General features: G+C 55.3%; 12 protein-coding genes and 1 pseudogene. 3 read left to right on the plus strand and 10 right to left on the minus strand.

The features are described 5' to 3' along the window. The 3 genes from DMG62_14055 (at position 1) to DMG62_14065 (ending at position 4,626) form a co-directional block, all read left to right on the plus strand. On the plus strand, positions 1–675 hold the full coding sequence (locus DMG62_14055; GenBank protein ID PYY22394.1) for a 2-dehydro-3-deoxyphosphogluconate aldolase: 675 nt from the start codon (positions 1–3) through the stop codon (positions 673–675). Between the two features lie 31 nt (positions 676–706). Further along, positions 707–3,256, plus strand: coding sequence for a hypothetical protein (locus DMG62_14060; GenBank protein ID PYY22395.1), 2,550 nt, complete (start codon positions 707–709; stop codon positions 3,254–3,256). Positions 3,257–3,423: 167 nt separating this feature from the next. Next, a complete protein-coding gene (locus DMG62_14065) occupies positions 3,424–4,626 on the plus strand; it encodes a hypothetical protein (protein ID PYY22396.1) in 1,203 nt (400 codons plus the stop codon). Positions 4,627–4,911: 285 nt separating this feature from the next. Here DMG62_14065 and DMG62_14070 read toward each other — a convergent pair whose 3' ends face one another. The 10 genes and pseudogenes from DMG62_14070 to DMG62_14115 form a co-directional block, all read right to left on the minus strand. Then, the gene (locus tag DMG62_14070; protein PYY22397.1) at positions 4,912–6,405 is read right to left on the minus strand and encodes a B12-binding domain-containing radical SAM protein; all 1,494 of its coding nucleotides are present in this window, start codon (positions 6,403–6,405) and stop codon (positions 4,912–4,914) included. A gap of 158 nt (positions 6,406–6,563) precedes the next feature. Continuing rightward, positions 6,564–7,958 carry an alpha-L-fucosidase gene (locus tag DMG62_14075; protein ID PYY22398.1) on the minus strand — a complete coding sequence of 465 codons (1,395 nt, stop codon included), beginning with the start codon at positions 7,956–7,958 and terminating at the stop codon, positions 6,564–6,566. Between the two features lie 41 nt (positions 7,959–7,999). After that, positions 8,000–8,338 carry an L-fucose mutarotase gene (locus tag DMG62_14080; protein PYY22399.1) on the minus strand — a complete coding sequence of 113 codons (339 nt, stop codon included), beginning with the start codon at positions 8,336–8,338 and terminating at the stop codon, positions 8,000–8,002. After that, positions 8,335–9,618, minus strand: a pseudogene (gene fucP / locus DMG62_14085) (L-fucose:H+ symporter permease). Before fucP ends, DMG62_14080 begins: the two are co-directional and overlap by 4 nt. 50 nt (positions 9,619–9,668) lie before the next feature. Continuing rightward, complete coding sequence (locus DMG62_14090) at positions 9,669–10,451, minus strand: short chain dehydrogenase (protein PYY22400.1); 783 nt, start codon at positions 10,449–10,451, stop codon at positions 9,669–9,671. Further along, a complete protein-coding gene (locus DMG62_14095; GenBank protein ID PYY22401.1) occupies positions 10,435–11,268 on the minus strand; it encodes an amidohydrolase in 834 nt (277 codons plus the stop codon). Before DMG62_14095 ends, DMG62_14090 begins: the two co-directional genes overlap by 17 nt. Positions 11,269–11,289: 21 nt before the next feature. Further along, positions 11,290–12,090 carry a short-chain dehydrogenase gene (locus tag DMG62_14100; protein PYY22402.1) on the minus strand — a complete coding sequence of 267 codons (801 nt, stop codon included), beginning with the start codon at positions 12,088–12,090 and terminating at the stop codon, positions 11,290–11,292. Beyond that, complete coding sequence (locus tag DMG62_14105) at positions 12,087–13,751, minus strand: altronate hydrolase (protein ID PYY22403.1); 1,665 nt, start codon at positions 13,749–13,751, stop codon at positions 12,087–12,089. The genes DMG62_14100 and DMG62_14105 overlap by 4 nt, the downstream gene beginning before the upstream one ends. Next, a complete protein-coding gene (locus DMG62_14110; protein ID PYY22404.1) occupies positions 13,744–15,372 on the minus strand; it encodes a glycosyl hydrolase family 28 in 1,629 nt (542 codons plus the stop codon). Before DMG62_14110 ends, DMG62_14105 begins: the two co-directional genes overlap by 8 nt. Before the next feature lie 79 nt (positions 15,373–15,451). Next, positions 15,452–19,240: a hypothetical protein gene (locus DMG62_14115; GenBank protein ID PYY22405.1), complete on the minus strand. Its 3,789-nt coding sequence runs from the start codon at positions 19,238–19,240 to the stop codon at positions 15,452–15,454. Positions 19,241–19,637: the final 397 nt, after the last annotated feature.

Below are 19,637 nucleotides of genomic sequence, written 5' to 3' on the forward strand. Positions count from 1 at the left end.
ATGACCAGGGAACAGGTTCGCGCACGAGTACGGGAAGTGGGAATCGTTCCGGTGATCCGGGCAGCGTCTGCGAAAAAAGCTTTGGCGGCGGCGGACGCAGTAGCGGCTGGTGGCATCACCATTCTAGAAGTGACGATGACCGTGCCCGGCGCTCTTGATGCAATTAGACAGCTTGTGAAGAACCTTGGGAATGAGGTGCTCGTCGGAGCCGGTACAGTGCTGGATGCAGATGCTGCTCGCCAGTGTTTCGAGGCGGGCGCGGAGTTCCTGGTGACTCCCGGTTTCGATCTTGCGACTGTCAAAGCTGCAAATGATGCCGGCAAAGTCATCATGGCGGGAGCGCTCACGCCCACAGAAGTAATCGCCGCATGGAAAGGTGGAGCAGATTTCGTCAAAATTTTTCCTGCAAGCGCTGTCGGAGGAGCAAGTTATTTGAAATCGTTGCGTGGCCCACTTCCACAGATTCCGCTGGTACCCACTGGCGGCGTGAATCTGAATACCGCCGCCGACTTTATCCGCGCTGGAGCAGCCGCGCTCGGAGTCGGTGGCGAGTTAATTCTGCCCGCAGCCCTTAACACTGGCGACACAGGACAGATCACTGAACTCGCAAAAAAATATCTAGCTATTGTCCGGCAGACACGCGAGGCGGAGAAGCCAGCGCTGACGGCTGTGTGAGTGTCTGATTCGTATTCAAAGACCGAAGAGAATGAAACTCAAGAAAGCTCCCTGGCTTTGCGCAGCATTGTTCTGCGTCATCGGCCCACTTTGGGCGGAACCTCATCTGAAATGCATCAAAATCGCGATCACCAATCCAACCGATCAGAATCGTTCAGCCGAAAACATCGTCCTTTCGGTGGCTGAGCTGCGAAAAGTCGCGCCGGATATCTACATTGGCTCACATATCGTGACGGCCACAGACGCAAGCACAGTTGCAGAAGATGCGGCGGCGTTGCGTACCCAGGAGCTCCCCTCGCAGGTCGACGATATCGACGGCGACCTGAAGCCCGACGAGCTGGCCTTCCAGATCGATCTGCGGCCTCATCAGACGCGAATCGTGACAATCACCTGGGGCCCGCCGGATCGCATCTTTCGTTTGCGAGGTGACTACGAGCCCCAAACCAACGCTGTCTTCACGAAGAAGATTGATGGTATGGGCTGGGAGTCGAAGCGAGAGTCGTTTCGTCTTTACTTCGACAAGCGCAATGCCATTGATCTTTACGGCAAGCCACGTCCCACTTTGCAACTGGAACGCTACGCCACTCCTGGATACATCTACCACAACTACTCGCCCGACGGCCGCGACATCTACCTGGTGGCCGACGCGCTCGGCATCGGCGCTCCCGGCGCATGGGTAAATGGAGAGGCGCAGCACATCTCTGAGGTGGACAATCGCAGTTGGCGCATCATTTCTACCGGTCCGGTACGCGCGATCGTGGAGCTTACTTATCAAGGGTGGAGGATCGCGGGTAAGAGCGTGAACCTGCGCGTGCGTGCGACACAGTGGGCTGGTGAGCGCGGCTTTCTTCAGACTGTCACATCCACAGATGCCGGCGATCTGACTCTCGCCACTGGCCTCACTCAGCAGCAGGGAATTCCTGAAGTTCGCTCGCGAGCTGATGATGATCCATTATGGCTCGCAATGTGGGGAGAACAGGCGGTCGAAGGCGGAAATAAAGCAGTCTCTCCAATTTTGCGCGGAACCAATTTAGGATTAGCCATTATCATGGCTCCCGGCTCCGAAGCCATTCCCAATAAGGACAGCAAAGATTATCTGTTCACCTTCCCGCTGAAGAATGGAGCTGCCAGTTGGTACTCTCTCGCCGCATGGGACCAGGAAGGCAGTAATAATCCTGTACCCGTGGTCGGAGCACGCGAACCGCGCGAGCATGTCGCTCGCGTAGCCGGAGTGGATGCAATCAAAAATCAGGATCAACTCCTGGCGACGGTGAAGGACATCGCTGCACGGATGAAGTCCCCGGCGACGGTGAAGATTCTCTCTAGTTCACCAGAACTGCAGTCGGCGCCAGCCGATACCCTGCATCCGCCAAGCTCACGCACATACAAGCAAGCAATAGATCTCCTCCAGAAGGAGATAGATCGCACTGCGGAAAAACACAAGAACGATCTTAAGCTGGATCAGATTGCCATCGTCGGCGCCTCGACGGGTTCCGGATTCTTTACGGATGGCAACAACCAAACGGGAGAATGGAAAACCCAGAAAGGATTCTTCTGGACTGGTGGGTTCTGGGTAGGTGAACTGTGGAAGATGTATGCGCGCACTCACGACGAGAAATATCGCCGATGGGCGGAGCTTTGGACATCCCCAATGTTGGGGAAGGAAGCGCAGCAGAATCACGATACTGGCTTCCTTTACTTCTATTCGTCCGTGGCCGGTTATCAGCTGATTCATGATCAAAAGCTCCGAGACAGCGCGATTCGCGGCGCAGATCACCTCCTTGATATGTACAACCCAACCACGGAGCTGATTCCCGCCTGGGGAAAAAACGGAGACGACTCCATCATCGATACGATGATGAACCTCCAGCTTTTGTGGTGGGCGAGCCGTGAAACCGGTAATTCCAAATATAAAGATGTCGGACTCAAACATGCCTTGCGGACCGCTGACTGGTTCATTCGGCCGGATGGATCCGTGATCCAGTCGGTCCACTACAATCCCGGTGACAATCGGCAAGAGTTTCGTTTGCATGGAGGCGGAGCCAGTCCCGACCAGCCGTTTGCCTTTCCCAACGACGCAAAGCCAGGCGAGCGTGTCTTCTACCACACACATCAGGGATACTCGTGGGAGACGAGCTGGTCACGGGGAACAGCCTGGGCACTGTATGGCTTCGCGACGGCCTATCGCGAGAGTCACGATCCGCGTCTGCTCGCGACTGCGCAGAAAGTTGCCGACTACATTCTTTCGGAGCTGCCGGAAGATGGCGTTCCCTGGTATGACTTCTACGATGAAGGCGTAATGTTCCGAAATCGGGATTCATCGGCCGCTGCGATCGCAGCGGGAGGATTGCTGCAACTCGCAGGCCTCATGCAAAATGGAGAAAAGGCTCAGCTTTACCGCAGTCAGGCCGATCGCATTACACATTCCCTAATTGATCGCTATTTGACTCCCGCATATCCGGGAGATAATTCACCTCCAGGAATCTTGCGACACGGCAGCGGCACGCGTCCAGCGGACGGCATGCTGATTTACGGGCAGTACTATTTGCTTGAGACGCTGATGGCTTTAGATGCACAGTAAGCTTTCAGATTGTGTGGTTCCGGCCGCCCTCGGCCGGTACACGGCTTAACAAGCTAATGCGTTGTAAGGACCATGCGTCGCGTCTGCACGTGGCTTGTTTTACCCGAGCATCATAGAACTCTTGAGCAGCGTCCCGGCCGAGGGCGGCCGGAACCACGGAATCGATCATGTACTTTCTGACTTTGTTTTTAGTCCTAATTCTTCAAGTGCCTGCTGATGTCAAACTCTCGAGAGTCTTCTTGCTCAACGCCAGAGTGCTCCAGCAGGAGCGTCAATCCGCCCAGGTTCACGCTGACAAGCGAAGTGATGTAGTTCGAGCCGCGCGCGCTGAGGCCGACAAAGCCATGAGCGAAGGCCCATTCTCTGTAATGCAGAAGAATGCGACTCCTTCCAGCGGCGACAAACACGATTACATGAGCCTCGCTCCGTACTTCTGGCCGAATCCAGATACCCCCAATCGGTTGCCGTACATTCGCCGCGATGGCGAGCGCAATCCCGAGATCAAGCAGATCGCCGACCACGAAAACATGAGCAAGATGTGCAATGCCACGCGCGCACTCGCGCTTGCCTATTACCTTACTGGCAATGAAGACTACGCTGCGCGGGCAGCCTTGCTGTTGCGCACCTGGTTTCTCGATCCGAAAACGAAAATGAATCCCAATCTGGAATTTGCTCAGGGGATACGCGGCGTGAACACTGGCCGCGGAATCGGCATTATCGAAACGCACGGGCTTACAGCGGTCGTGGATGCTGCCGGGTTGTTAGAAGGTTCCAGCAGTTGGAAGACTGAGGATCAATCTGGACTGAGAAAATGGTTTGAGAGCTTCCTCGACTGGCTGCAAACGAGCAAGCATGGACAAGACGAATCAAATGCCAAGAATAACCACGGCAGCTTTTACGACGTTCAGGTCGTTGACTTCGCTTTGTTCGTTGGACATCGCGATCTGGCTCATGAGATCGCAGGCAAAGCTGCCCAGAAGCGCATCGCAACTCAAATTGAACCCGATGGCAGGCAGCCACTTGAACTTGCACGCACAAAATCCTTTGGATATAGCGCGTTCAATTTGCGTGCTCTCACCGAGCTGGCTACCCTCGCTGATCAAGTCGGGGTTGACTTATGGCACTTCCAGACCGCCGATGGCCGGAGTATACGAAAGGCCCTCGATTATCTTCTCCCTTATGCCATGGGAGAGAAGCAGTGGCCCTATAGGCAGATTGAGAATATGCGTCCGGATGAGATTGCAGCGCCATTGCTGGAAGCCGCACAGGTTTACAAAGATCCGAAATACGAAGCTGCGGCCAAAAAACTAGCGGCAGGACATCGCAATGTAAGTCTCGTCTCACTTGAAGCCGGCACGAGGACCGACTAGCTCCCATCCACACTGATCCGCAGTTTCATATTGACTTTCGCCGCGTTTCGTCGCACCAAGAGAATGTGAAAGGCCTCGCCGTGTCTCGAAATGGGAATTGGCAGAACGCGCGGAGATGAGATGAATGTGATATCTCATGAAATCACGGTGAGACCGGATGAGATATCTCACCTGTATCATGAGATATCACGACGAGATTCCATAAGATCTAGTGTTGTAAGTCCTTTAGATGATGAGATCAGCTCTAGATTTCAGTTTTAGCGCGCGGCACGGGCAGAACGTCTTCTACACGTAGGCGCGTTCGGCTCGTCGAATCGCACGGTAGCGCTGGAAGGCCTGCCGCTCATCTTCCAATCCCAGGACGGTTTTCAGAGTGCATCCGCGGAATGTGTGAGCGAGCATTTTTCTACCTTGCCGCAAGACGAACTTCGGATTGCGGAATAGCGCGACTGGAAAGTGGGCAGCCTTCATCCATCGTTCTGCACGCCAACGCAGAAATTCAATCTCTTCCGCTTCCAACTTCTCTGATCGTACGATGGCGGTGGTGCCGTCGTACTCCTCAACATGATCGTTGATGATGAGCTGGCGCTGGCGAAAGTCTTCGGTCATCGGTGTGCCGGGATACGGTGTGGGATGCTGAATGTATGGCCAATCGATGTAGCGTCGGGCAAAGCTCAAGTTCGCCTCGACGGATTCGCGCGTATCATTGGGATTTCCGACGATCAGTCCACCAACTACGTACATCTTGTTGCGATGGATATAGTCGATAGCTTGCAGCGTCGCGTTCCCAACCTTCTTTCCCTTGTCGCGCATGATGTTCTTCGAGCTGGCGCGGAGAAACTGAAGATCGTCCTCAAGAATGTTCTCAATTCCCAAAAAGACGTACTTGAATCCGGCTTTTCGCATGAGCGGAGCCAGCGTTTCACCATAATTCGCGATGGCTGAAGTCATGCCCTGAACGATGTACTCGACGTCGTCAAGATCAGCCGCAACGATCGCTTTACACAGCTCCTCGAAACGATGAACATTCAGCGTAATGTTGTCGTCGACCAGAAAGAGTGTCTGCGCCCCATGTTCGCGGGCGTCGCGGATATCAGCCAGCACGCGATCAAATGAATAAGTGTGAAAGTTGCGTCCCCGCATCTGTATGATCGAACAGAAGCTGCAGTCGAAGGTGCATCCGCGCGATGTCTCGATTACGTCTACTTGGCGCCCCAGCATTGTGTAACCGTGAAGGACGCGAGCTCTGCGATTCGGCAATCGGATTTCGCCATCCTCCAAACTGTGCACAGAACGTGGGAGATTCTCGTGCCACTTCTCTTCGCAGCGATAGGACAAGCCTGCGATGTTGAACAAGCTGCGGCCATTCTCAATGGCTCGTACTAATTCCCGAAATGTGACTTCACCTTCGCCGTGCACAATGAAGTCCACCCCTGATCCCAGGTCCATGTAAGCTTGCGGCGCGAGGCTTGGATCATAGCCGCCGACGACGATGTGCACATCCGGTATGAGTGATCGGATCAAAGCAGCGATCTTCAGTGCGGTCTTGCGTTGGAATGTCATTACCGACATCCCAACCAAGTCAGGTTTGATCTCACCAATAAGTCGTTCTACAGTCGAGCGCACCTCTTTTTGAACAAGAATCAGGTCGGCCACCGCGACACGATGATGACCGTCAACATTGCCGGCTAGCGAGGTGAGCGCACCATTGGGCATGCGGATCGCCACGGTGGGCATGTGCTCGAACGAATCAGGCATCGAGAGCAGAAGGATGTTCATTCAACCCCTCAAAACGAGGAACTCTTTTAGGGAGTTCCTCACGATTACGAAAGATACTCCCAAGCCGGGCTTTTGCGTAGAGGTGCAAAAAACTATAAGGGGCCAAGCTGCATGGTAGAGACGTAGCATACACGTCTCTAGAGTGCGCAAAGCGATCCTTACACTCCGTCCCGGGGCTTCTCATTGCGGACAAAGATGTTGTCCTGCGTCGGTTCCGCATCGCACTCGATCGCCAGCGTTGTTACGGGATGATCCGGCGCCTGCTGCGGCAGGTTATACATGTGGAGCTGATAGGCATCCTGCTTGAATTCGACTTTCTGATTGCTCGCAAACAGCCGCACGGATTTCGCGTTCACCTTCAGGCCGCACATATTCACGTCGCCGCCGGGCCAGTAATGAACATGCATAAATAATGTGTTCCCGGTGCGCGTGTAGCTGGCATATGCGGAACGGCGTGGTTCGCAGTGATCGGATTTGTAGATCGTGTCTCCATTCTTGCTCATCCACTGGCCGACTTCCTGCAGAATGCGAACCGACGCTTCCGGGATGGAACCATCTGCTCGCGGACCGATATTCAAGAGATAATTGCCGCCGTCGCGCGCGCATGTGATCAGGTTGCGAATCACCGTTCTTGCGTTCTTCCAGTTATCGTCCGCACGCTGGTATCCCCAGCTATCGTTCAGCGTCATGCAGGACTCCCACGCGCGACCGCCGGTTTCTGCAGAGATGCGCTGTTCGGGAGTGGAGAAATCTCCCTGCAGTTTATTGCGATTATTCACGATGATCTCCGACTGAAGCTGGAAGACCATTTCGTTCATCTTGACTGACTCCCACCCTGCTGCGTCGAGAGGCCAGGCCACGTCGTACCAGAGAACGTCGATCTTTCCGTAGTTGGTGAGCAGCTCACGGATGAGTCCGTGGGTGTAATCGACGAATCGCCTGCGTGCGGCTTCGTCTGTTGCACAGTTGGCCCCGTCGGGATGATGCCAGTCCATCAGCGAGTAGTAGAAGCCAACACGTAAGCCTTCGGCGCGAGCTGCTTCCACGTACTCGCGTACCAAATCACGTCCCGGACCTTGTTTGGCGGCGTTGTAGTTCGTGAATTTTGTATCCCACAGGCAGAATCCTTCGTGATGCTTCGTTGTCATCACCATGTACTTCTGTCCAGCTGCCTTGGCCAGCCGCGCGAAGTCGCGAGGCGCATTCGGCTTTGGTTTGAACTGCTTCGTGAGCGCCGTGTATTCCTCAATCGGGATTGCCTCATTCTCCATCGCCCATTCATGACGAGCTCGCGCGCTGTAGAGCCCCCAATGAATGAACATGCCGAACTTTGCCGCATGCCACCACTGCATGCGCTGCTCGCGATTCGCGGCGATCGCCGGCGGCTCGCCAACCTGCTCCTGTGGATCGAGCATGTGAATGGAGGTTTGTCCTTCAGGAATCTGCTGGGCGGGAGGCTGGGTCGCGGTCTGCGCCTTGAGCACTCCTGCCGTGACTAGCGAAGCGCCAGCGCCTTTCAGCCACGCTCGCCGGGAGATAGTCTTATCGTTCATTGGGGAGTCCTTGTGAGGGAAATTTTTCTTGAAACAGTGAGCTACTTCTCAAGCTTGAAAATGCGTTCCATCAGCAACCACTTTTCCCCTGGGTTCGCCTCGGGGAGAGGCTGCTGGAACTTCCACATCAATTGTTCCCATTCCTGCACTTTAGGATTCTTGCGATCGGCGGCTCGCTTTGCTTCAAATGAGAAACGGTCATTCACTTCCATAATCATGAACATCCGGGTGCCAAGTAGATAGATTTCAAGATCTTCGATTCCCGCTTGCGTGATGCTCTGCGTGATCTCCGGCCAGATCCTCTCGTGATATTTCTTGTATTCGGCGATCAGCTGGAGATCGTCCTTGAGATCGAGAGTGAGGCAGTAGCGCCGATTCATGCGCGTTGCGCCTCGACCGCCGGACGAATACTCGATGCTCCAGAATGCTTGTACCCCGCGACAGCGAAGTACAGGATGTACAGATAACAGATCAGCGGAACGATGAAGGCGGTTTGGATATTGGTGGCGTCGGAGATACGTCCCATGATGGCAGGGAAGATCGCGCCCCCGATAATCGCCATTACCATGAGCGAGGAGCCCCGCTTGGTTAACGGTCCCAGATCCTTGATTCCAAGCGCAAGGATGGTCCGGAACATGATCGAGTGAAAGAAGCCGATCTACACGACGGCCCATACCGGCAGGCTGCCATGAGCAAGCAGGGCTAGCGAGACAGAGGCAAGACATCCTATGGCGAAGATCGAAAGCAGGCGCGCAGGAGCAATGGTCTTCATCAGCGCCGATCCAGTAAAGCGCCCAATCATGAATCCGAACTGGTGTCCGAGCAGGTAGTATGCAGCGATAGCGGCAGTCATACCGGGCACCGTGTGCTGCGCAAATCGAATCACAAAACTGGCAACTCCCACTTGCGCTCCTACGTAAAAGAACTGGGCGATCACACCTTTCACCAAATGAGGATGTGAAAGAACAGAGTCGGAGTGCAGCTCCGCGGCAGTGGATTTGTCTGCTTCCTCGATCACGTCAGGCAGATGCGTAAAATAAGTGGCAGCAGCGACTACCAGGAATATTCCGGCTATCAATAGATAGGGCACCTTGACCGTGCCTGCCTGAACGGCGCGATAGGCTTGCACCTGTCCAGCGCTCATCAGAGCAAGTTGCGCCGGAGTGTATTCCACGCCTGTGAGAATCAGCGCACGGCCCAGCAGAGGAGAGATTGTCGCCCCGACAGCGTTAAACGACTGCGCGAAGTTCAATCTCCGCTCTGCACTCGCCGCAGGACCGAGAACGGTCACGTAAGGATTGGCCGCAACTTCAAGAAAACTCTGGCCGCAGGCCATCACAAAGAGTGCAACCAGGAAGAATGCATAGACGCCGATCGAAGCAGCCGGCAGAAAAAGCAATGCGCCTGTTGCACACAGCAACAGTCCAAACAATATGCCGCGCTTATAGCCGATGCGCTCCATCAATTTGCCGGCGGGAAAAGCGGCTAGGAAATAGCCTCCAAAGAATGCGACTTGGATAAATGAAGATTGAAAATCTGTGAGTGCAAATGCCGTTTTAAACCGTGGAATCAGGATGTCATTCAGATTTACGCCAAAGGCCCACAGAAAAAAGAGCGAAGTAATCAGTACAAACGGCCTCAGAAATCTTCGCTCCGTAATGTGCGCTGATATGGCGGCTTGAGATCGAGTCGACATGCAGTGCGGCCTCTCTAAGTGATTGCGCGATCCAGATGCACATAACCCCCATCCACGAACAACTGCTGTCCTGTGGTATGGCCCGAGCGTGGACTCAACAGAAAGATCGCGGTCCAGGCGATCTCGTCGGCAAGGGTCATCCGCTTGCCCAGCGGGATTTTTGCGGTAATACTTGCCAGCTTCTCAGCAGGATTCGAAAAAGTATCGAGCCACTGGCGATAAAGCGGCGTCATCACTTCAGCTGGGAGGATCGCGTTGACGCGGATTTCATAGGGAAGGAGCTCTACCGCCCATTCCCGTGTGAGTGCCAGGATGGCTCCCTTGGCAGAGGCATAGCCTGAAGTTCCGCCTTGCCCAGTGATCGCCGTTTTGGAACTGATGTTGACGATCGCGCCGCTCGCCTTTTTCAAATAAGGCAGCGAATAGTGCGCCATGTTGTAGTAGTGGAGAAGGTTGCGTTCCAGAGATTCGACATATTTCTCGGGGCTCCCTTCTTCGAGCCCGATCTTGTCATTGACGCCGGCGTTGTTCACCAGCGCATCGATCCGACCAAGCTGTCGGTGAGCTTCGGAGACAACTCGCCTGCACTCTTCCGGCTTGCTCAACTCTGCCTGAATACAAACAGCTTGCTTGTGTTTCGCTTTCAGCTCTTTCTCGATTTGCCGCAATGTCTTTTCATCACGATCAACGATTACCGGAACTGCACCTTCGTCGACACTGGTGCGCGTGATCGCCGCGCCAATCCCCTTCGCGCCTCCGGTAATGACGATGACCTTATCCTTAAGCTGCAAGTCCATAGAATCGAGCGGCGTTTAACCCAAAGATCTTTTTTTTCTCAGTCACAGAGAGATCGCGGGTGTAGCTCTCGATGACGTCTTTTACTTGCGCATAACTGCCGGCCAGCAGACACACAGGCCAATCAGAGCCGAACATGAGCCGATCGGTGCCGAACGCCTCAAATGCAACATCGAGGTACGGACGAAAAGTCTCAGCGTTCCAGCTCTTCCAATCAGCCTCGGTCACCAGGCCGGACAACTTGCAGTGCACGTTTCGGGATTGTGCCAGCACGCGAATGTTGTGGGCCCACGTATCGATTTCGCCGGTCTCGATCGATGGCTTGGCAAGATGATCCAGCACGAACCTCTGCCTCGGAAATCGGCTAACAAACTCGACCGCTACCGGAAGCTGCCGCGCATAAATAAGAATGTCGTAGGTGAAGTTGTGGCAAGCAAGAGCGCGTATCCCTTGCTGAAAGTCATCGCGCATCAAGAAGCGATCGTCGGGTTCGGCTTGAACGATGTGCCGAAATCCGCGTAGCTTCGGAAAACGCGAGAAATATTCGAGCCGTTTCTCGATCCTGGGGTCACGTAAATTCACCCATCCTACGACGCCGGCGATGGCGGAATTCTTTTCCGCCAGATCGAGCAGGAATTTGGTTTCGTGTTCTGACTGATCCGCCTGAACTGCGATCGCCCGATCAATCCCGGCTTCGTTCATTCGTTGAATCAATTCTTCCGGCATGAAATCCCGTTTCAGGACTGTCATTTCGTTTGTAATCCAGCCGTCTCGTACCGGGTCATAACGCCAGAAGTGCTGGTGGGCGTCGATCTGCATGAAAGAATCCTGCCCTACGGGCTAGCCGTGCAGGTTGAGAAATCCTCCATCAATCGGGTAATTGGTTCCGGTTATGAAACTGGAGGCGTCGGAACAGAGAAACAGCGCGAGGGACGCTACCTCGCTGGGCTGGGCCATCCGGCCCATCGGCTGCGATTGGGCCAGCTTCTGAAACATGTCCTGCTCGCGGCCGGGATAGTTCTTGCGGACGAAGCCATCGACAAAAGGGGTGTGAACACGCGCCGGGGAAATGCAGTTGCAGCGAATGTTCTGAGTAACGTAGTCGCGCGCCACCGAATAGGTCATCGTGAGCACTGCCCCCTTGCTCATGGAGTACGCGAAGCGATCGGCCAATCCGGCGGTGGCGGCGATCGAAGCGAGATTCAGGATGACTCCTCCGCCGCCCGTCTTCATGTAATCGATGACCGCGTACATGCAGTTATAAATGCCCTTTACGTTGATGCGGAAGATGCGCTCGAAATCTTCTTCGCTGGTAGTTTCGAGCTTGCCGACGTGCGCAACTCCCGCATTGTTCACGAGGATATGGATCGCATTGCGGGCCCCAATCTTGCAGAACACATCTTTGACTTGCTGCTGGCTTGAGACGTCACACGTGTGCCACTCTGCGGCGCCGCCCTGGTCGCGAATCGTCGTCACAGTCTGCTCGGCGTTGGTCTTGTCGAGTTCGAGAATGTGGACCGCCGCGCCCTGCTGAGCGAAACAAACGGCGATCGCCTGGCCGATACCGCTGGCGCCACCGGTGATGACTGCGGTCTTACCGTCGAGCCGAAATAAGGCCGAATTGTTACCGTTCGGATTCAGAGTGAGACACCTCGTTTCCAGGGAATGAAATCGTCTTGTCCAAGGAGTTCCGCTTTGGTCCTTGTCTCGCCGCCGGCAACTTTAAGGATCAGCTCCAGAATGCGTTCGCCAGCCTCTTCCACTGACTCCTCGCCGGAAATAATTGTTCCCGTGTCGATGTCGATGGCATCGGACATTCGCTGTGCCAGCTCTGAATTGGTCGAGATCTTGATGACCGGAGCGATGGGATTCCCAGTCGGTGTACCGAGGCCAGTGGTGAAAAGAACAACGTTCGCGCCTGCGCCAACCTGTGCGGTCACGGCTTCCACATCACTCCCTGGAGTGCAGAGCAAGTTCAGGCCAGGTACAGTTGCGTACTCGGGATAATCCAGAACTGCGGTAACCGGGGAATCTCCGCCTTTACGGGCAGCTCCGGCGGATTTCATGGCGTCGGTGATGAGTCCATCCTTAATATTCCCGGGGGAGGGGTTCATTTCGAAGCCCGCTCGTACCGCTTTTGCCCGCGCTGCGTAATCGCGCATCAGTGCGATGAAGCGGTCGCCGACTTCCTGACTGGTTGAGCGATTGATAAGAGATTGCTCGACTCCGCAAAGTTCGGGGAATTCGGAGAGGAGCGTGGTTCCTCCCACTACTGCGAGTATGTCAGAGATGTGGCCGATCGCTGGGTTTGCGGAGATACCCGAGAAGCCGTCCGAGCCGCCGCACTTCAGCCCTACGCTCAGCTTGTCGAGAGATGCAGGCTCTCGCTGTACGCGATTGACTTCGACCAACCCGAGGAATGTTTCTCGTATCGCCTGGGACAGCATTGCGCGTTCGGAGGCGCTCTTCTGCTGCTCGAGCAGGATCAGCGGCTTGGCAAAATCTGGATCACGCTTGGCGATCTCTTCGCGCAGGATATCGGCCTGCGAGTGCTGACATCCAAGGCTGAGAACCGTTGCCCCGGCAACGTTTGGATGGTGCAGATATCCCGCGATCAGGCCGCACAGATTTCGCGCATCTTCGCGCGTCCCGCCACAGCCACGTTCATGTGTGAGGAACTTGACCCCATCAATGTTTTCGAAAAAACCATGAGGTTGTTGTCGGCTATCTTCGCTGCTTTGCTGGTAGGTCTTGATCGCATCTAATCTGCCCTCGCGGTACAAGCGAGCAAGAGCTGCAACCTGCTGGCGGTATACCTGAGGCGGAGCGTACCCGAGGCCCTCGTCGAAGGCCTTACGCAACACATCGATGTTGCGGTTCTCGCAGAAAACCAGCGGAACGACCAACCAGTAGTTACGCGTGCCCACTTGTCCATCGACGCGCTTGTAGCCGTGGAAGGTGCGCTTCTTCCACGCTGAAACATCGGGAGCATGCCACGAATAACTTTCAGATTTCTGATGGAACTCGGCGGCTTCGTGGCGAATGTTGCGAGTAGTAATCAGCTCGCCTTTGCGAATCGGCTGCGTGGCTTTGCCGACCACCACGCCGTACATAATGATGTGCTCCCCGGGGGCGAAGTCCTTCAGCGCGAACTTGTGCTTGGCAGGAATGTCAGTGACGATTGTGTAAGTCTCGTTTCCGAGATTCACCTCTTCGCCTATGCGCAAATCCGTGAGCGCGATGATGAGGTTATCGCGGCGATCGAGTTTCAATATCCGGTTTTGGGTTAGAGTTTCAGGCACGCTTCTCCACTACGGATGTATCCGCTCCTCCGGCAAATACCGCTTCCGGTACGCCTTTGGGCACGCGGTTCAACGCGAGCACCACATCCCGTGAGCCCCCTCCGTGGACCTCGAGAAGAGCACGGCTCGATTCCAGTGCGGCGCAGGAGGTGACAGATACATTTTCGACCCGTTCCATACGAATCACAACTTCCTCTGGGGCGGCCTTGGCGGTACGAAGTTGGGAAACGTCCAGATCGCGCACATCACTAAAAGAGAAAGAAGGTCCGCTCTCTGAGTTCACTGTCAGGCGTTCAAAGCGGGCTTGTTGCGTGTTGGAGCAGGTTAATCCGGCCTTAACACCGTTCACGGTAACATTTTCCAGGCTGAATTCCCGAATGGGACTCTCCGGCAGGCCCTCAACGATGACAGCATGAGGAGCGCCCTCGACGATGATGCCGCTGAAATGAAAATTGCGAAACGTCGGCGTAGCCTCATTCTTCTCGACACGGGCAGTCCGGTCGCTGCCGGTGTAGAACATGCCGACGTGAACGGCTGTATCGAGGATGTTCTTGAGCACAACGTTTGATGCTCTGAAGTTCTCGACGATGTTCCCTCGACCGCGGGCGCTCTTGATATAGAGCCCGCGGCGTGTGCCGTTACAGACGCAGTTGCTGACGGCCACGTTGCGCACCCCTCCGGATGTCTCGCTGCCGATCGCGACTCCGGCGTGACCGGTTCCGAAAATGCAGTTCGTGACGGTGATGTCTTCGCTGGGTATCTGATTCACGCCCGGCTGGTACTTGTAACCGGACTTGATGACGACGCAGTCGTCGCCGGTGCTGATGTAACAGTTCGAAATGCGGACCAGCTTGCAGGAATCGGGATCGATGCCATCCGTGTTTGGCGAATCTCCCGGAGCCCAGATGGTCACGCCATCGATGCAGATTTCCTCGCAAAGCACGGGATGCACCTGCCACGAAGGCGAATTCAGAATCGTGATTCCAGAGATGTGGACGTTCTTACATCGATAGCAATTGATTAGCCGAGGACGAGGCCACTTGAGGGGAGAGCCCGGAGGATTCTCCGGCTCACGTCCCTCAAGGCCCAATTTGCGCCGCAGAGCCTGCGTCTCTCGATGCGCTTTCCACCAGTCTTGCCCTTGACCATCGATGGTCCCTCGGCCCGAGATCGTGACATTTTCGAGATCTTGACCTGTGAGCAGAGAAGCGAAAATGGTTCGATCAAGACCCTCCCAGCGTCCCTGAATCGTCGGATAGTCATCGAAGTTCGTGCTTCCCAGCAAATAGGCTCCGGGCAACAGCTCCAGCTCGAGATTGCTCCGCAGAAATAATGGAGCGCTCAGGTATCTGCCGGGCGGAATGACTACCTTTCCTCCACCGGCTTCGTGGCATCGGTCGAAGGCAGCCTGAATTGATTTTGTTGCGAGCGTCTTGCCGTCAGGAATCGCGCCGAAGTCGCGTATGTCGAAAATGTAGCTGTGATCAGACTGGCGCGACGTCTCCGCCGACGGACTGCTTGCAAAGATCGCTTGTGCCATTCCTGATACAGGAACGGCAGTTAGTCCCACTGCGAGATCGCGTGCGAACTTGCGACGGCCTGGAAGCTGTTTGGTCGACATCTGTGTGTTTCAACGAATGAAGCATGAGGAAGCCGCTACTCCGGCGTCGATCGGCCGGAGTAGCGACAGAGCTCAACTGCTAGAAGATAAACCTCAGCCCAAATTGCATCTGACGCGGCGTCTGGCCCTGCGCCAATTGCGTGAGGCTTCCTGCGGCAGTTGCAATCGCAGGAACGGCGACGCCGTTAACGGTGACATTGCCGGAATTAATCGTGAGTTGAGCGTTTGCCGGTGTGTCGTAATTCTGAATATTGAACACGTTGAACGCCTCAAAACGGAGCTGCAGGCTTACGCTTTCCCGGATCGGTATGTTCTTGAACATGGAGAAGTCCATGTTCACTACGTGCGGTCCATTGAAAGCATTCCGGCCTAGATTGCCGAACGCGCCGGAGGGAACGCCAAACGCGCACGGGTTGAACCAACTGGCGATCGTGTGCGTCGCATCCGCCGCCTTACCGCCTTGCGAGATAGTTTTTTGGCAAGCGGGATCTGGATTCGCAGCCACCGGTCCAGCCGCAAATGGATCGGCTAGGAGGTTCGGACGCGCATAGGTACCTGGCGCAGCGGGTGCACTGCCACGTAGATTAGCCACATCGCCGCTGACCTGAAGGTTATACGGCGCGCCCGACCGTGCCTGGAAGATGTAATTGGCTTGCCAATCTCCAAACAGCCATTCTGTGATTCCGTGATCGAACCGCCCTTTTCCTTTGCCGGCCGGCAGTTCATATACGGTCGCCCAGGAAAGGAATTGGGGAATGTTGTAGGAAGACTGACCACGGGCCGTGTTCATGTCGTAGAAGTTCTGGATGGTGGAACCTCCGCCCGGTCCATTTTCGACATTGAAATAACCGCTGCCGGTGTCAGTGGATTTACCCCAGGTGTAGGAAACCAACGTTTGCAGGCCGCCCGAGAAACGTTTCTGGAAGCGGCTCTCCAAAGCGTTGTAGTGCGCCTCGCCGATAGAACGGGAATAGGTAAGCCCTGCCGTAACCCAAGGCATTTGTCGGGCTGCGTCGACTACAGAAGCCGGCGTTCCATTCGGAAATGCCTGATTCGCGGCATTGGCGTTTCCTGCGCCATAAGGAAGGCGTCCGCTCTTGCTGCCCGCATAGGCGACGGAAACCATCATGGTCGGCGACAACTCGCGCTGAATTTCGAAGTTCCATTGATGGGAATATCCATCCTTGAAATTCGGATCGTCACCCTGGTTCGGAAAACCATTCCACGGAAGGCCAGTAGTTGGTTTGCCTGCGCCCGGTGAGGTATACGTCGGTATGGGTGTAGCAAAACCAAGTCCCTGTTGCTGGATGATGTTGATTGCGGTTCCGTTTGTGAAAGCGCAGGAGCCACCGTTGCTGCAAGCATTGGCTGTCCCATTGAACGCAACAGCATCCGGCCACACCATTGCCTCCAGATCATTCTGCGCATACTGACTGCGGGCGGTAAGTGGATCCCAATACAAGCCATAGCCAGCACGCATTACCGTTTTGGGAGTGAACTGCCAGGCGATGCCCACGCGGGGTCCCCAATTATCTTTGATCGGCGGAGGGGCGAAGAAATCCTTTCCCGCCAGAACCACATGATTGGCGAAGGGATCGGAGAGAAAGCCCTGCGGCGCGCCCGGTACAGGCGCATCGGGAATGCACGGCGCCTTTCCCGCCACCGTGCACAATGGCGGCATGGTTTTGGCTCCGATGATGTATCGCTGGTTGGCGAGGTCCAGTGAGTTCCAGAGTCGGCCATCCAGGGTGTGTGGTTGCGTTACATAGTCGTATCGGAGTCCCGCTGTGAGAGTCAGAGTGGGAGCGATCTTCCATTCATCCTGCAAATAGGCCGCCCAGGAAGCGTAGCCGAATTCAACCGGGCCACCATGCGGAATCGGAAGTTGGGCTGTGAAGCTGCTGGGGAAACCAAGCAGTGCAGACGCCAGCGCCAAACCCGTATTGTTAACCGAAGGATTGCGCGACTGCTCGTCGCTAAAGGTGTAAGTCTGAAACGTATTCAGTTGGATTCGTTTGGCATTGATATACCAGCCGCCAGTCTTGATATTATGTCGGCCCTTTAGCCAGCTCAGGCCAGGAGTCAGGCTCCAGTTGGGGTTCTCGCGGGGTGCGGGGCCACGAATGCCGAAGTTGTTGTTTCCGCCGTTCGTCCAATTCGTACTCGGACTGAGGGCGACAAGCAATCCACTATATTTATCGATGTCCTGAAACCCAGCCTTTTTCAACGGGTCAAACCCGGCCGTGCTCGTGTTCTGTTGGCCGGCATCCACACCGGGACGTCCGGCATAACCGGCGCGCACATCGAGGACCATGCTCGGACTGAACAGATGCGTCCATCCTCCGCCATAGTTCCTGCCCTGTGAGCCACCGCTTGTAGAGCCCGCTTCGCCAATCGGCGTAAAGATAGAATTCCGTTGTTCCGTGTACCGGAAGAACGCAACATCGGCGTCGCGGAAGTGATGATCGATTCGCCCGGTAAAGGAATTTGAGTTGTTCAACGTCGCCCGATCGCGGACGAAGTTATTCTTCCCCGTGGGGTCGACGATGTTGGGCACTGCCGAGTACGTCTGGAAGAACTGCTGCATCGGCCCAAAGATCAAAGCTTGCGGAATTATGTTGCAGACTTGAACGCCTGCCGGAGGAGTGAGCCCGGTCCCCAGAGGTTGCTGCAGATGCGTCGTGGGATTGGGAGCGATCGGTGCTCCGTTGCTGCAATAGAAGGGATCGCGTTGGAAATTGGCGCCAACTTGCCGGGTCGAATAGGGATTATAGATCTGTTTCTTGAAGGCACCGCTCGTGTTCGTGAAGTCCCCAGCAATCTCGGCAACTGTGGGGACATATGACAAAGCCTGGTCAGGCTTGCTGTAACGCCATCCGTCGTACCCGGCTGAGAAGAATGTCTTGTTCTTGAAGATTGGACCGGTGACTGCCGCACCAAATTGATTCTGGTGGAATGCAGCCGGGCCGCTGGGAACCAACTGCCCAGGTTTGCAGCGCGCCAAGGTGCATCCAGTGGGTCCATCGGCAAAGCTGTCGCGCGCGTCGAAGAAGTTATTGCGAACGTATTCGAATGCGGAGCCATGGAACGAATTGCCACCCGATTTGGAAACCAGGTTCACAACTCCGCCGCTGGCGCCGCCGAACTCAGCCTTTGCATCGTGCCCGACGACTTTGAATTCCTGTACCAGATCGAGATTTGGGATCACGATGTATGTCGGCCCGCGAACGTTGGTGTTGATGATCCCGTCGAAGAAGTACAGTTTGGATCGGTTGTTCTGGCCATGGAAGGAGCCGTCGGAGAATCCCGATCCGGGAATTCCGACGTTGCCTTCGCAGCAGCCAAGGCTCCGGTTCTGGGAGGTCGAGACTGGGGTTACGCCGGGCGTGAGCGTCAGCAACTGCGTGAAATTCCGCCCATTCAGCGGCAGGTCGTTCACGGCGCGGGTTTCGATCACGGTGCCGAGTTCAGTAGTGCTGTTGTCCACCAGCGGTGCCTGAGCGGTAACTTCTACGGTAGTAGCGACGGCGCCGGGCGCAAGTTGGAAGTTCTGCGTCAGTGTCTGCGAGACTCCGACTTGAAAATTCGGAATTGCCCCCCTGTTGAATCCGGGTTTCTCCACGGTGACTTCATAGGCGCCCGGTTGCACGTTCAGGAACACGAAATACCCGCTGCTGTTGGAGTTGACATGCGTTTGGATATTCGTGGCTTGGTTGGTCAGTGTGACGGTTGCTCCCGGAACCACGGCTCCGGAGGAATCGGTAACCGTTCCGTTTATTTCGCCGCCACGACTTTGCGCAAACGCAGAAAGGGACAAAGCGATACATACAATGATCGACGTCAGGGTCGATTTCTTTGTGAACAGCATCGATGCCTCCACTGTTGTCTTGGGAGCAGGCCGGCGTTAGCCGTCAACCGGAGAAGCAAGTCGAACGTGGTCTGCAACGGACGAGAACCTATATCAAAAGACTTGCGACGAATTCAAGATGAAAAATTTATGTTTCATATTTTGAAATAAACCCAGCTGTCCCGCCTTAATGGCGTCGGATCGAGCCAGCCTTCGTCAACAGGGGATTCTGCGAAAGAACCATCGCCGCCACGGAACTGGCGGCGATGGTTGAGATGCTTTGTGTGGTCGTGTCAGAAGGTAATTTTCCCGACGAGCTGCAGAATGCGCGCGCCACGATCGCCCGTCAAAGCTCCAAAATTTCCTGTGGTCGTCAATTGTCCGTTTGCAGAGTTAAAGGTTGCGGTGTTCTGCACGG

It is taken from the genome of Acidobacteriota bacterium, assembly GCA_003225175.1.
Taxonomy (GTDB): Bacteria; Acidobacteriota; Terriglobia; order Terriglobales; family Acidobacteriaceae; genus Gp1-AA112.